Genomic DNA, 13,497 nt, shown 5'->3' on the forward strand with positions numbered 1-13,497 from the left:
GATATGCTCAACAAGAAAAATCCACAAAAAAAGAACCTGCTTATTTTTGCGTTGCTTTCCGCTGGACTTACCCATGTACATGCGCAGCAGCAACAAGTGAAAGGAGCTGTACAAAATGAAAAGGGCGAGTTTCTCCCTGGAGTCAGCGTTAAGGCTATTCAGGTCAATGGAGGTCCAAGTGTGACCACCAGTACGAATAGCCAGGGGCTATTCCATTTTCAGAATTTAGTAGAACATGCAGGCTATCGATTTGTGTTTTCGGCTGTAGGATTTCAGTCCGATACGTTATCGGGTTATGTTATTGAAGCAAGAAAGCCTTTGTCGTTGAGTGTGAAACTTCAGCAGAGTGCGGTTAAACTGGATGAGGTCGTCATTGGTTATGGCCGTGTATCCAGAAAGGATCTGACGAGCTCCATCAGCACCATCAAAGCGGAAGATGCGAACGTCGGCGTATTTACTTCGCCAGCACAGATGCTGCAGGGGAAAGTTGCCGGCCTGACGATTTCGAGCAACAACAGTAATCCCAATGCGACGCCTTCGGTTAGTCTCCGGGGAGCGTCAACGTTACGTAGTGGAGAAGCGATGGAACCCTACTATGTGATCGATGGGGTTCCGGGCGCATCGCTGGCTTTGGTAGCGCCCGATGATATTGCCTCTATTGACGTGCTTCGTGATGCCTCAGCGACCGCAATTTATGGCTCAAAAGCGGCCAATGGCGTTATTATCGTTACAACGAAGCGTGGGAAATCAGGGCAGACCAATATCAATTACAACGGCTATCTGGCGATCGATAAAGTGGCTAAGCACTATGAGATGATGAATGCGGCGCAATACCGGTCTTATGTCAATGATAATGGATTTTCGATGGAACCAACGGACGACTTGGGAGCAGATACCGATTGGCAAAGAGCTGTGGAGCGAACAGGGATATCGAACAACCATAATATATCCATTCTTGGAGGAGCAGAAAAAACACAGTATAGCATCAGTCTCAATACCATTAAAAACAATGGCGTTATCAAAGGGACTGATATGGGGCGGCAGATTGCTCGAGCGTTTTTGCAGACCAAGGCGCTGAATGACCGGCTGATGGCTTCTTTCAATATCAACGCAAGTATCACCAAGCAGAATGATGTGCTCGCTTTGGATCAGGGACTCAGCGTGTATGATGCGATGTATTATTACCTACCTGTATCGCCATTACGAAATACCGATGGTTCCTGGTTTGAAAAACCCGACCGTTCGCAATATGCCAATCCACTTTCCTTAATTGAAGAGAATACAAATTTTTCTAAAACTAAGGTGCTCCAGGCGCATGCAAAACTGGGCTATGAGATCTTGCCCGGGTTAACCTATACTATTGATCTTTCGCTGCAAAACAGGCAGTTTAACAATGCACAGTACTACTCGATGTTTTCGATGGCAGCACGTGGTCAGAATGGCAAATCTATCCGTGCCGCGGTAGAAGATGAACGGAAAGTGATGGAAATGAACCTGAGTTATGAAAAGACATTCGCCGGAAAACATAAGGTAGCTGCACTGGCAGGTTATTCATGGGAGGAGAACAACAATAACGATGGCTTTCAATTGACGACTTCCGATTATTACAGTGACGATTTGAGTTATTATAATCCGGGTATGGCCAATGTAGTTGATTTGTTGGGCTTTGGGAACTATTATCTTTCCACTTTGCGTATGATATCTGTTTATGGCCGTGTGAATTATGCCTACAATAACAAGTATCTCCTACAGGCAACGGTAAGACGCGACGGTTCCTCGGCTTTCGGAAGCAACAATCGTTGGGCAACATTCCCTTCGGTGTCTGCGGCGTGGCGCCTTTCGGAGGAATCATTCATCCGTGAAACCGGAATTTTTGATGACTTAAAGCTGCGTGCAGGTTTCGGGGTGAGTGGCAACTCATTGGGCTTTGACGCATTTACAGCGCAGTCTGTACGTGGTGCCTCATCCAAGTTTTTCGATTATGTAAGTGCCGATGGCCAGGTAAGCCCATTACGTACTTTGATGGTGCTGCGCAATAGCAATCCGAACCTCAAATGGGAAACAACCAGTATGATTAACCTAGGCCTGGATTTCGGATTTCTGAAAAATCGCCTGACAGGGTCTTTGGAGGTCTATAAAAAGAAAACGAGTGACCTGATTTATGATTATCAGGTAAGCAAATCGAAATATATTTATCCAACGCTGACTGCCAATGTTGGTGAAATTGAGAACAAGGGGATTGAACTGAGTCTGAATGCAAAGGCCATTGATAAAGAGGATTTCAAATGGAATACCGGATTGGTGCTATCACACAACACCAATAAGGTGGTGAGCATTGCCAACGAGCAGTTTACGCAGGATTATATCGAATTGTCGGATCTCGGTGGCGCTGGGCAGACCAATGTATTTCAGCAGAGGCTGACACCGGGAGCACCTATAGGTCAGTTTTATACCTGGGAATGGGCCGGCTACAACGATGAAGGAGTGTCGGTATTCTATACCCGAGATGAGAAAACGGGCGAGCGTACCGGCGAAACAACCACAACGCCACAGAAGAAAGATCAGGCTGTGACGGGAAGTCCACAGCCCAAGTTGACACTGGGTTGGAACAATAGCTTTTCGTATAAGAATTTTTCTTTAAACGGAATGTTCCAAGGTGCTTTTGGACAGAAAATTATGAACGCTACACGTGCGCGCCATTCAAACGTTGTTGGTAATGCTGGGCAGAAAAACGTGCTTGCCAGCGTTGTGGAAACCGAGCGCATGACGGATATCAATGCACATTACCTATCCGATCGTTACCTGGAGAATGGAAGCTATCTGCGCTTGGCTTATGTTACGTTGGCCTATACGATACCGATGAAAAATATACCGATTAAAAACCTAAGAGTATATGCAACGATGAACAACGTATTTGTGCTGACGAAATATAAAGGTATTGATCCCGAGGTGGGCTTAGGTGGCCTGACTCCGGGAATTGATAACCGCCAGACCTACCCACGGACGCGAACGTTTATGTTTGGCCTTAACTTTAATTTATAAGACAGACCTGTGGGATGGAAAACTTTTTATCGAAACAATCCTGTTGACATAAATGGAGCATGCCACATGGCCTATAGAACAAGAAATAATTTATATGAAACCAACACTATTAATTCGTTTATTAACCTTATCAGCATTGAGTTTTTCGCTGGGATCTTGTACCGATCTGGATGTTGATATAAAATCACAGCTGACGGAATTTCCGGATTCGGAACGTGCGGCCGAGGCGATTCTTGCCGATGTATATGCCGCTTATCGAGGCGCAATGGGGCGCGATCATTGGATGGTGCAAACACTCTCGGCAGATGAAGCAGTGAGTGTTTCCATGGGAACAGACTGGTTTGATGGCGGTCGATACCGCGAATTCCATCTGCACAATTGGAACGCAGACAATGGCCTCTTGCCAAGTATCTGGAACGATGCTTCCACTGGAATCACCTTAGCCAATAATGCCATCGCATTATTCGGGGAAGATAAAGAAAAGTTGACTGCACCTGCCCGCGCAATCCGTGCTTATTATTATTTTATACTGATGGATAATTTTGGCGCCGCACCGTTGATCACAGGGCCTGTTGATGCTGTCCCCGCACGTTCAAACCGTGCTGAAATTTGCCGTTTTATTGAGGCCGAATTGCTTGCGGTGAAGGATTTGTTACCGACCACAGTTTCTGTAGCAACCTATGGAAAAGCAACGAAATATATGGCCGAAGCATTGCTGGCTAAATTGTATCTCAACTGGGCTGTTTATACGGCTACGGACGTAGCCAATTACAATCCAAGTGCACAAAATGAAAAGTTAAATGATGTGGTTGCGATGTGCGACCAGATTATTTCCTCAGGACAGTTTAACCTGACAAGCCACAAGTTTATGGCCAAGTTTCGCCCCGATAATGGTTATCAGGTAAAGGATTTTATATTTGCCATACCCTATGATCGTGAAAAACAGCAGGGTATGACTTATTCGCGCTTCTGGATACATCGCAGTGCCCAAAATCAGTTTGCAACATTGCCTCAAAGTGTTGGGGGGACTTTTCGTGTATTACCGAGCTATTTGGAGAAATTTAATCTGGCAGGCGACGAAAGGAATGCCTCATACATCGGCGGTAAGCAATATTACTGGTCAAATTATACAGAAGATAAGACTCGACCTTTTCTGATCAGAACTTCCAAACGCGGCATAGATCAGGATTATAATGCTGCGGATGCAGATGCGCAGTTTGATTGGCAACTGGAGACCACTAAAGAAATTACTTTGCGTTCGGATGGTGCGGCCACACTGAATGTAGGTAACGACCAAAAGGGGCGCTCAATGGGGTACAGATCCATTAAGTTTTATATGGACGTAGCCGTTACATCAGCCAATCAGCGTAATCAGAGCAATGATGTACCTGTATTTCGCTATGCCGATATCCTGTTGATGAAAGCGGAGGCTATACTCCGTGGGGCTACCGCGACCAATGGTCAGACCGCACAATCTTTGGTTAATCAGATCCGAGCCTATGTTAATGCACCTGTGCTCACGGCTGCCCCAAGTCTGCAGGATGTGTTGGATGAGCGGGCACGTGAGTTTGCTGATGAATCCTGGCGTAGAAATGACCTGATCCGTTACGGAAAATTTGAAGATAACTGGGGATTCCGATCGCTGTATCCTGCCGGCATGAGCGAGAAGTTCCGTCGTATTTTTCCCGTACCAACAACTGTATTAAACGTAAACACCCACTGGCAACAAAATCCTGGTTATTAAAATCTATTAATGAAACGCAGAACTTTTATGAAAAATTCCCTGGGCACGGCGATTACAGCCGGCCTGGGCGGAATTACGCTCAGTAGTTTCGGTCTGACAAAACCTACGCAACTTGAAAGCGAAGATATACAACAGCTTTTGAAACCCAAAGATGCCTATGATCTTCATTTTATGGCTGTAGGCGACTGGGGACGCAATGGTGCCGACCATCAGTTGGCTGTAGCGGGACAGATGGGCCAATGGGCCGATCAGCATCCCAATGACTTTATCATTTCTACCGGTGATAATTTTTACCCTTCCGGAGTGGTCAGTGAACATGATCCCCTGTGGCATTATTCGTTTGAAAATATCTATACCGCATTTTCGCTGCAATGGGACTGGTATCCCATTTTGGGAAACCACGATTATAAATCAGATCCCGATGCACAGGTACGTTATAGTACGATCAGCAGACGTTGGAAGATGCTTGCGCGTTATTACAGCAAGACATTTGCACTTAAGGATGGAAAAAAAGTACTGATGGCCTTTATCGATACTAATCCGATGATTCCTGAATTTTACAGTAACAGCGAGTATGGGCCACATGTTGCGGGACAGCAACCCGAGAAACAGCTGGCCTGGCTAGATCAGCTACTGGAAAACTCGGATGCCCATTGGAAAATTGTCGTCGGTCATCATCCCCTGTATACGGCGGGGCCGCGGACGACGAATTACGACACCCTGGCAGTTCGAAAAGTCTTGGAGTCTATCTTTGAAAAGCGGGGAGTAGATATCTACCTTTCAGGACATGAACATTCGTTGCAGCACTTAAAAGTGGAAGGCAAGAAGTTTCATCAGTTTATCTCAGGGGCAGGATCAGAGGTAACGCCTGTAAAAACCGATCTGCCGTATAGTCGTTTTGCGAAAGATCAATACGGGTTTTTCTCTTTCTCGATCAGTAGCGAAGAAATAGCTTGTCAGGTTATCAGCCATGAAGGTATAGAGCTGTATCGGACAGTGCTTACAAAAGTATAAGGTAATAGGGCAGGAGGTGTGGAGCAGATTCGTACTTGCTTCGTACCTGCTTCGTACCTTATTCGGATGTGATACAGATATTGTACAGCTGCTGAACAGCTATCGTACAGACCCTGAACAGGAATTACCTGGTCGGAATTTGGTCAATAGTGGTTACCAGATTGTCGAGCTCCGAAGGTGGTCCGAACACAATACGAACACAACCCGAATACATTGGCGCTCGAGGTAAAAAAACACAGACTAGTCTAGGCTAAAAAAGCGGATTGGATTGAAAAAGGTCTGATTGGATAGAAGCATTCATCTGACGCATTTTTTGCGCGTCAGATGAATGCTTCATACGTTGTGTTAAATAGATATGCTGCAGGACTTCGCTGCGAAAAAGAATACAGCGAGCCATACGAGTCCTTTGGCCAGAAAGAAGAGAAATGCTCCAATTCCGGCACGCTTAAGCCATTTAGATTTGTTGTCTTTTTGCTCCATTTATGGGATTAAACACGAACACTCCAATTTTAGTTTGCACTGGCAATAGGAGTGAATACTTCGCCAAAGTTATAAAAAGTTTGGTTAGCAATCTCTACTGCGCGATCATAAGTTGCCGGATCTTCGGAATATTTGTTCAATACCGCTGTAAATCCAGCCCACATGTCACGGCTATTTTCGCCATAACCTTCAAAAAAAGAAGTTCCTTTGGTAACGCCATATTTGTTGAGCATCTGCACGATATACGGACCACCCATGATTGAACCTTCTAGGACATATAATGATGCAAGTGCTTCCTGTACATTTGCTACAGCTGGAGCATTTGCTTCTGGCAGGTTATCTACGTTGCCACCCAAAGCTTCGATATCGCTTTTGATGTAAGATGAGTTGCGGCGTTCGGCCAAATCTGGCAATACTTCTGCGGTAACAAAAGGAGCGATACTATCTTCTACGGCGCGGAAATAAGCATAAAAGCCTTTCAATACTTCTGCGTAATCTGCTTCTGAACGAATATTTTTCAATTGGCGCACGATCGTTCCTTCTACGTTTTGGTGAGCTGCGTGCGTTTGCTCTTTGATATGTTGACTTAACATGTTCTTATTTTTATTTATAACGATTCTATACAAAGATTCGTATTTATTTCCACAAATTTATGCTGTTTTCTGCTTTATCATCTATGAAAAATGGTAGATTTTAGCGAAAGATATGATCCGCACTATGGTTACCAAAGAAATTATGCTTGGAGCAATATAATTGAGCTATGTGAAGTTTCTGGATGATAGGAATATTTTCCTTGTGTTGTAGGAAAATATTTAGTAATTTTAAGTGGAATAAAATTTGAGACAAAATGACAACGCTTTCATTAAATAGCAAACAGAAAAAGATAATAAAGGAAATACCTCCCGTAGGGGATTCTTCTGGTATTTATTTCTATACTGTCAAGTCAAATTTTGATTCAGAATTCATTCTAATATTAGACAATATCATTGGATTGAATGATATTACGTTGTCTAAATGGTTGAATATTACGCCGAGAACTTTCCGGAATTACAAAAATAACAACGAATTGATCCTAAAGGATAATATTAAAGAGCATATCATTCTTATTTTATCACTTTATAAACACGGTATTGAAGTGTTTGGTCATGTTGAAAATTTTGAGGCATGGTTGTCCGAGAAGAATTATCTATTGGATAATTGTACACCGGCTAGTTTTTTGGAAACGATTTCAGGTATCAAATTTATAGATAACAGACTTACTGCAATGGAGTTTGGTGAAAATGTTTAAACATGTTGGTATATAATATACGTAAGTCTAGATATGCCAATACACTGCAGGCATCGGGAGTAGCCAATCGGTGGAACAAAGATGATGAGTACGTAATTTATACAGGTGAATCCATCGCATTGTCGACTCTGGAGCTTGTAGCGCACCGTAGTTCGATTATCATTAGATCCGATTACAAGTTGCTGTTTATTCAATTAGCAATTGAAGAGTCAGATATTACAGTCGTGACCATTAATAACTTGCCCAAAAACTGGAAATCGATTGAAAGCTACCCAGCTCTTCAAGAAATTGGGTCAAAATGGTATAAAGAAAGAAAAACATTGCTTCTCCAAGTACCTTCTGCACTAGTTCCTTGGGAGCATAATTATTTAATCAATACTTCGCACCCCGCATTTTCCAGTAAGGTGAGCATTCTTTCCACCGAAGATTATATCTGGGACAATAGACTCTTGTAGTCCTTTTCAAAGCTTTTGTAATCTCCTGTCCAGCTTCATGTAACTACGCGAATAGTCATCTGCTGTCAAGTTTATACGCAAAGCATATGACCAATATGCCCGTATACTTGGTTTTTAATATGAGCATCTACAGTCGGATCGCTTCTCATTACTTTAACCTAAAATTTGTTTTAAGTAGCAAATTTTCTTCTGCTGGCATCGAAAAATAAGTAACCGACGAAATTGCTGTGAGATTTTCGTCTTTTGTAATGTCTTTTAGCGCTGCTGCAAGCCAGGCTTCTTTTGGATCCCCGGGATGGCGGGATGTTTCTACCGGAGCTAAGGCCAGGTCGACGGGGATGCCATCAAAATAATCACACCAGCCATTGGCATTCCGGATGAGAAATGAAGCCAGGTATACATCGCAATCTCCTATGTGGACTGAAAAAAAACCTACAGGTTTGCCAAAAGTCTGCTGGCCAATCAGGCGTATCGGAATATAAGGTTTGAAGCTGCTGATCAGTAATTCACTTGCCGAAGCCGTGCGTTCAGATACAATGCATGATAGCTGCTGTAGTGAATTGAAATGTCCCTTTTTGATAAAATAATGCGTATTGGCTTTTTCACTATAATCTACATCGGCGAGGGTGGCAGGGCGTCCTTTGTATTGAACCACTTTGCCATTGGCATCCAGATAGGGTTGTTTGAGGAGTAGTTTTGCTTTGCCTTGCTGTACATTCGGATGAAATTGCTCGCTGAACATAACTTTTTTATCCAGTTTGGCTGGGCTAATGAGGTTGGCTAAATATTCTGCGGTCTCCACATAACCACCACCGTTATGACGTAGATCGAGGATGAGATGAGTAACTTGCTTTTGAGCCAGTTCGGCTGCAAGCTGATCCAGTTCGGCCTTTACTGTCTGGAGCTGGGGAAAGGAGGGAATGTAAACATAAGCAATCCGTTTGTTTCCAACAGACCAGTAGGACAGGTGTGTAGCATACCTGTAGGGTGTTTCTATGCTGGCTATGTGACCACTACTTTTCTTGTCGTTACGACGACGCTCCAAATATGAATATTTGGGTTTATTGGGGATGGTCGACAATTCGTAAGGTCTATCTTTCTTGTGCAAAGCGTATTGGCTGAGCGCAAAAAGTGCCCGCTCATAAGCCGTTTGTTCGGGGTCTATCTGTGCATATTTCGTCCGCGGATCAAAAGTGCTATATGATGGGAGAGATTCCTGCCAGCGATATAGCTGTTTGGCATACAGGTAGATTGAGTCGAGAGTCAATTCTTTTTTTGTTCCTGTTTTTGGACTAATAAATTCATCGGGCAGAGTTGTTGTTTTACCGCCGTTCTGACAAGCTGTTATAGCAGTTATTGTAACTAATAGACCAACTATTTGGCTGATTCGACTCATTATATAATGTGCATTTTGTTCCTTGTCCTTGTAGTTGATTCGCTACAAAATGGATAATTATCTGAAATTTAATACTTTTTTACTTTTTTATTTAATATAAAAGTCTAAATTTGTGCCAATTTATTTAATTTTTGATGCCTCCGCTACTGTGGAGTACTCAAATGTCCCAAAGGTATCCCCTTTGGGATTTTTTATTTTAGGGCAATACTGGCCGCTCGGTCTTAGTCGGTACGCTCGATAAGCTCTCCAAAAAAACCAAGATATTTTCCTGTTCTTTACTGCTCAATCGTACATTTTGAATATGCGGCGATAAGGTGCCATTGATCTGTTGTCCTGTCTTTTGGGGCATGCCCTGACTCAGCAGGTTGATCAGTTCACCTAAGCTCGAAATACTACCATTGTGCAGGTAGGGTGCAGTATGGATCACATTGCGCAGTCCCGGCGTGCGAAATTTACCTTTGTCTGTTTCCAGTCCTGTTGCCTCAAAGCGACCATTGTCCAAGACACCTTTGCTGGTAACAGCATAACCCAGGTTATGAAAATCGAGATCGGTAAAGAAGGCACCATTATGGCAGTTGATACATTTTCCTTTGGTTCGAAACAGATGGAGGCCTTCAAGCTGTGCATCGTTTAATGCCTGGTAATCTCCTTTGATAAAACGGTCAAAGGCGGTTTCGCCACTACTAATTGATCTTGAATACGCTGCTATGGCATCCAGCAATCCTTCGACGCTCATCGTCTGGCTCGAATAAGCCGCCTCATATAAACGAAGGTAGCCTGGTATAGCTTGCAGCTTAGCGGGTAAAGCAGCTGTATTGCCGCCCATTTCGATGGGGGAGTTGATGGCTTCGGCGATCTGCTCTCGATAAGTCATTGCGCGGCCATCGTGGAAGAGTTTGCCTTCCAGGTACCAGGCATTTTCCATGGAAGGTGTATTGCGGTGATGCAGTGCGATACCATCTGCCGTTGTTTTTTGGTCGATCCAGTAGGTGTCCGGATTATGACATGAAGCGCAAGTCTTCATGCCATTACCGGTGCGGGGGTCGAAAAATAAGGCTTTGCCAAGTGCTATTAGCTCGGCCTTATCTTTCGATGGGTTTTCGGGTAAAGCGGCCAGTTCACGTACCTTGATATTGTTGTACCAAGCGGCAGCTGGCCATTTTTCTGCCGATTTACTATATTGTTGGCGTAAGGTTTCTTCTGGCAAAGTAGGAGCTGTAGGCTCTTCTGGAACAGAAGCGCTCTTGCTGCAACTGCATAGTATCAGTGCCACGAAACATGCTACGATCAATTGCCTTCCGTGATAGCGAAAATACGCGCTCAAAAATATCCTAGGCAAGACGTTAATTAATTTAAAGTGATACTAAAATCACCTTCTGACAATAACTTCCCGTTTTTATCCATCATCTTCAAGGATTTAATTGCGTTTCCCTGTACAGATACGGGAATGGGTAGCTTTATTGTCATCGTTGCAACATCAAACACTACATTGTTGATAGTATATTCGTTATTGAGGTTATCAGTCGCTATAAAATGGTCAAAATCTGCCTTGAAATAAAGTTCATAAGTCTCTTTACTATTTATGTTCAGCACCAGGTCGCCGCCCTTTTTGCCAGTATAAAACATACCTTGCCATTGTATGACGTTGTATAATGTTGGTAAGAATACTTCAAAAGCATCGGTGAGTTTCGTGTAACGTCCGGAGATCAGTTTGATGTGGTATTTGCCTGGTTTGAGATCTTCTGGAGTATTAAATTGTGCGATAAAAGATGTTGGAGGTTGAGAAAAAGAAAGTAAGGTCTCTTTTCCATCCTTATCGACCAGATAGCCCTTGGTTTGCGCCTCGTCTGGCAAAATATTTTCTCCTCGTATTACCAAATCCTCATTTTTTGGGTAACTAAGGTAATATTTGCCTTCGAGCAGATTCATTTCTGCCTGTACCAGCGGCTGGTTGTACTGGAATACCAATGTATAATTTTTGCTGGAACCATCTTGTGCCCGTACGGTATAGGTAATTGGTTTTTCAGATTGCAATTGTATAGCGGTACCAGATGCAGGCGTAATCGTAGCTAATTCCGAAATTTTAATCGTAGGTGTAATGCTTTCGGGTTGCTCCACTAAGGGTGGCCAATATAGGATAATCTGGTCATTCACAATACTGGCTGACAAGGTTTTGCCATCAGCATCCTGAATGCTAAAGGATTCGATGTCGTTGTAGGGTAGGCTGGGGTATTCGGTTTTACAGGACCAGCATGTTAATGCTAGCATAAAAATAGCTAGGAATTGAATGATATGTATTTGTTTTTTCAAAAATGAGTGTTGCATAATTTTTTTTGGTTAAAAAATCGTTATGCGGATGATGATTAGGTTATAAAGATCCGCAACCCATCCACCAGGTTGCGGAATCTTTCATTCATTAAATAGGAAGGACTATAATGCCTTAACTTCGATATTGGTATCTGCTTTTACTTGTAATTGACCTGCCACTACTTGTTGGCCAACATTTGTAAAATTAATTAACTTAACAGCATACGAAGCTCCGGAAGAATTTCCGACCAACACTGTCAAAGGTTGGATTGCTTGGTTTGCATGGCTATCTAAATCATATTCATACCATTCGCCACTACCCTGTGATGATACTGGAGTCGCTGTTGCCCAATCTGATGCTGTAACGGAAGCGATGTCTTTTGCTACCGTTCTGATCGAATAAGATCCATTAGCCTTGATCGAACCATTTACATGGCTAAAGAATGCAACTTGGCCAGAGCTACTTAAGCTTTGTGCACCTGTAGCAAGGTCGACATATACTGCAGGCCAAGTTGCTGCAGCTGCTGGGCTCCACCATTGACCTACAACAGTGTAGTTACTATTTGCCTTAGCTTGGTTCAGCGCTAAAGGAGCTGTTGCTGATTCTGTTGTTGGGGCTGCTGCCCATACTGCTGCCGATAGCACAGTCACGGCCATCGCTGATTTTAAGATAGTTTTGATGTTTGAGTTCATGTTGAGATCTCCTCTTGTTTTAATTTATTTAATTTTGATGCCACCATGGCATACTGTGGATGCTTGTTTATGATTCCGTTATTGTACTTGGAGACAACTGTGTCTTTACAACATCGGCCCAGTCTTTAAATTGGAATTTGATCTGTAAGTTATCAAAGGTTCCGATTGGAAGATTTGTTGGTAAGGAAACCGTCATTTCGGTACGGTTATAAGATTTAATGGTCAATGGATAATCCTTTCCATTGAGCGTCATAATAACAGCTGTCGGATCTAAAATCACTTTATCTAAGTTGGCTTTAATGGTCCAGTCCTTATTTTTTGCCAAATTTAGACCCGATAAGCTAACAATTACATCGGGTTGACGATATGTAATTTTGAGCGGATTGGCTAATGTAATGGTATGGTTGATGTTGGTCACCTCTACATCATAAGTGCCTGCTTTAATATCGGATGGAATGCGGTTTTCCCGTTCGGTACCCGTATAGCTTAATTGGTATCCAATCACCGAAACTTTCAAGCTATTGGGCGTAGCCATCTTAAATCGCTCCTTGGTTTCTTGATTAATCAATGCAATACTCACCAATGAAGGATTGGTATGCATAAAGGTTCCATTAATCGCCGGGAAACCAGCGCCAGGACCTTTTGTAAGCGAGATAGAAGATGTCGATGCAAAAGTCGCTTCAAAAGATGGTGTACTTTGTAATTCAATCTTTAAGCTATAGGTTCTTGTGGTACCTGTAGCGGACTTTACGGTATACGTCTGGTTTTTTTCATCTGTTTTAACAGGTAAAATTTCTTCGGCTATACTCGCTCCATTGGAGAGTGTAATGCTCGGATCTATCACCAATAGCCCATAATAGTAAGGGACATATACCGTAATGGTATTGGCCTCATTGTCGATGGCTCCATAAATAACTTCGTCATTTGGAAGATTGGTGACTTTGTATTCCAGTATTTTGTCTGCTGGAAGTAAGGCTAATTCTTCCGTTTTGGTGCAGCGGGTTAGCAGCAATCCTACAAAAAGGAAGCTTAAAATGCTGTATATTCTTTTCATGTTAGTTAGTGTCTAATAAGTAAG

Annotated in this window: 13 protein-coding genes; 6 read left to right on the forward strand and 7 right to left on the reverse strand. The window is 43.1% G+C overall.

Features of this window, described 5'->3' with window-relative positions:
* Positions 1-3 precede the first annotated feature (3 nt).
* The 4 genes from IQ31_RS22475 (at position 4) to IQ31_RS22490 (ending at position 6,029) form a co-directional block, all read left to right on the forward strand.
* Positions 4-3,042, forward strand: a complete 3,039-nt coding sequence (locus IQ31_RS22475) for a SusC/RagA family TonB-linked outer membrane protein (protein WP_145330196.1) — start codon at positions 4-6, stop codon at positions 3,040-3,042.
* Positions 3,043-3,136: 94 nt separating this feature from the next.
* Positions 3,137-4,786 (forward strand): RagB/SusD family nutrient uptake outer membrane protein, encoded by a 1,650-nt coding sequence (locus tag IQ31_RS22480; RefSeq protein WP_145330198.1) that lies wholly within the window; start codon positions 3,137-3,139, stop codon positions 4,784-4,786.
* Between the two features lie 9 nt (positions 4,787-4,795).
* Positions 4,796-5,800: a metallophosphoesterase gene (locus IQ31_RS22485; RefSeq protein WP_145330200.1), complete on the forward strand. Its 1,005-nt coding sequence runs from the start codon at positions 4,796-4,798 to the stop codon at positions 5,798-5,800.
* Positions 5,801-5,816: 16 nt separating this feature from the next.
* Positions 5,817-6,029, forward strand: a complete 213-nt coding sequence (locus IQ31_RS22490; protein WP_139145000.1) for a hypothetical protein — start codon at positions 5,817-5,819, stop codon at positions 6,027-6,029.
* Positions 6,030-6,145: 116 nt separating this feature from the next.
* Here the strand turns inward: IQ31_RS22490 and IQ31_RS28115 are convergent, their stop codons facing one another.
* Both IQ31_RS28115 and IQ31_RS22495 read right to left on the reverse strand, forming a co-directional pair.
* The gene (locus tag IQ31_RS28115) at positions 6,146-6,280 is read right to left on the reverse strand and encodes a hypothetical protein (RefSeq protein WP_257786987.1); all 135 of its coding nucleotides are present in this window, start codon (positions 6,278-6,280) and stop codon (positions 6,146-6,148) included.
* A 29-nt stretch (positions 6,281-6,309) separates the two neighbouring features.
* Positions 6,310-6,873 (reverse strand): biliverdin-producing heme oxygenase, encoded by a 564-nt coding sequence (locus tag IQ31_RS22495; protein ID WP_088161405.1) that lies wholly within the window; start codon positions 6,871-6,873, stop codon positions 6,310-6,312.
* 254 nt (positions 6,874-7,127) lie between these two features.
* Between IQ31_RS22495 and IQ31_RS22500 the strand changes: the two genes are divergently transcribed.
* Both IQ31_RS22500 and IQ31_RS22505 read left to right on the forward strand, forming a co-directional pair.
* Positions 7,128-7,568, forward strand: a complete 441-nt coding sequence (locus IQ31_RS22500) for an antitoxin Xre/MbcA/ParS toxin-binding domain-containing protein (protein WP_115048458.1) — start codon at positions 7,128-7,130, stop codon at positions 7,566-7,568.
* 2 nt (positions 7,569-7,570) lie between these two features.
* Entirely contained in the window at positions 7,571-8,023 is a 453-nt protein-coding gene (locus IQ31_RS22505; protein WP_145330202.1) for an RES family NAD+ phosphorylase, read from the forward strand.
* Positions 8,024-8,171: 148 nt separating this feature from the next.
* Here IQ31_RS22505 and IQ31_RS22510 read toward each other — a convergent pair whose 3' ends face one another.
* From IQ31_RS22510 to IQ31_RS22530, 5 genes are all read right to left on the reverse strand, one after another.
* Complete coding sequence (locus IQ31_RS22510; RefSeq protein ID WP_145330204.1) at positions 8,172-9,419, reverse strand: S41 family peptidase; 1,248 nt, start codon at positions 9,417-9,419, stop codon at positions 8,172-8,174.
* Positions 9,420-9,615: 196 nt separating this feature from the next.
* Positions 9,616-10,692 (reverse strand): cytochrome-c peroxidase, encoded by a 1,077-nt coding sequence (locus tag IQ31_RS22515; RefSeq protein WP_244294560.1) that lies wholly within the window; start codon positions 10,690-10,692, stop codon positions 9,616-9,618.
* A gap of 74 nt (positions 10,693-10,766) precedes the next feature.
* The gene (locus IQ31_RS22520; RefSeq protein ID WP_145330206.1) at positions 10,767-11,687 is read right to left on the reverse strand and encodes a peptidoglycan binding domain-containing protein; all 921 of its coding nucleotides are present in this window, start codon (positions 11,685-11,687) and stop codon (positions 10,767-10,769) included.
* Positions 11,688-11,849: 162 nt separating this feature from the next.
* Positions 11,850-12,419 carry a hypothetical protein gene (locus IQ31_RS22525; protein ID WP_075992426.1) on the reverse strand — a complete coding sequence of 190 codons (570 nt, stop codon included), beginning with the start codon at positions 12,417-12,419 and terminating at the stop codon, positions 11,850-11,852.
* Positions 12,420-12,486: 67 nt separating this feature from the next.
* Complete coding sequence (locus tag IQ31_RS22530; protein WP_145330208.1) at positions 12,487-13,473, reverse strand: hypothetical protein; 987 nt, start codon at positions 13,471-13,473, stop codon at positions 12,487-12,489.
* Between the last annotated feature and the right edge of the window lie 24 nt (positions 13,474-13,497).

The organism is Sphingobacterium siyangense (assembly GCF_007830445.1).
GTDB lineage: Bacteria > Bacteroidota > Bacteroidia > Sphingobacteriales > Sphingobacteriaceae > Sphingobacterium > Sphingobacterium siyangense.

Excerpts from the sequence above, each read along its gene's own strand:
- IQ31_RS22475 (WP_145330196.1), top strand. The coding sequence starts at position 4 with ATGCTCAACAAGAAAAATCCACAAAAAAAGAACCTGCTTATTTTTGCG.
- IQ31_RS22480 (WP_145330198.1), top strand. The coding sequence starts at position 3,137 with ATGAAACCAACACTATTAATTCGTTTATTAACCTTATCAGCATTGAGT.
- IQ31_RS22485 (WP_145330200.1), top strand. The coding sequence starts at position 4,796 with ATGAAACGCAGAACTTTTATGAAAAATTCCCTGGGCACGGCGATTACA.
- IQ31_RS28115 (WP_257786987.1), bottom strand. The coding sequence starts at position 6,280 with ATGGAGCAAAAAGACAACAAATCTAAATGGCTTAAGCGTGCCGGAATT.
- IQ31_RS22495 (WP_088161405.1), bottom strand. The coding sequence starts at position 6,873 with ATGTTAAGTCAACATATCAAAGAGCAAACGCACGCAGCTCACCAAAAC.
- IQ31_RS22500 (WP_115048458.1), top strand. The coding sequence starts at position 7,128 with ATGACAACGCTTTCATTAAATAGCAAACAGAAAAAGATAATAAAGGAA.
- IQ31_RS22505 (WP_145330202.1), top strand. The coding sequence starts at position 7,571 with ATGTTGGTATATAATATACGTAAGTCTAGATATGCCAATACACTGCAG.
- IQ31_RS22510 (WP_145330204.1), bottom strand. The coding sequence starts at position 9,419 with ATGAGTCGAATCAGCCAAATAGTTGGTCTATTAGTTACAATAACTGCT.
- IQ31_RS22520 (WP_145330206.1), bottom strand. The coding sequence starts at position 11,687 with ATGCTAGCATTAACATGCTGGTCCTGTAAAACCGAATACCCCAGCCTA.
- IQ31_RS22525 (WP_075992426.1), bottom strand. The coding sequence starts at position 12,419 with ATGAACTCAAACATCAAAACTATCTTAAAATCAGCGATGGCCGTGACT.
- IQ31_RS22530 (WP_145330208.1), bottom strand. The coding sequence starts at position 13,473 with ATGAAAAGAATATACAGCATTTTAAGCTTCCTTTTTGTAGGATTGCTG.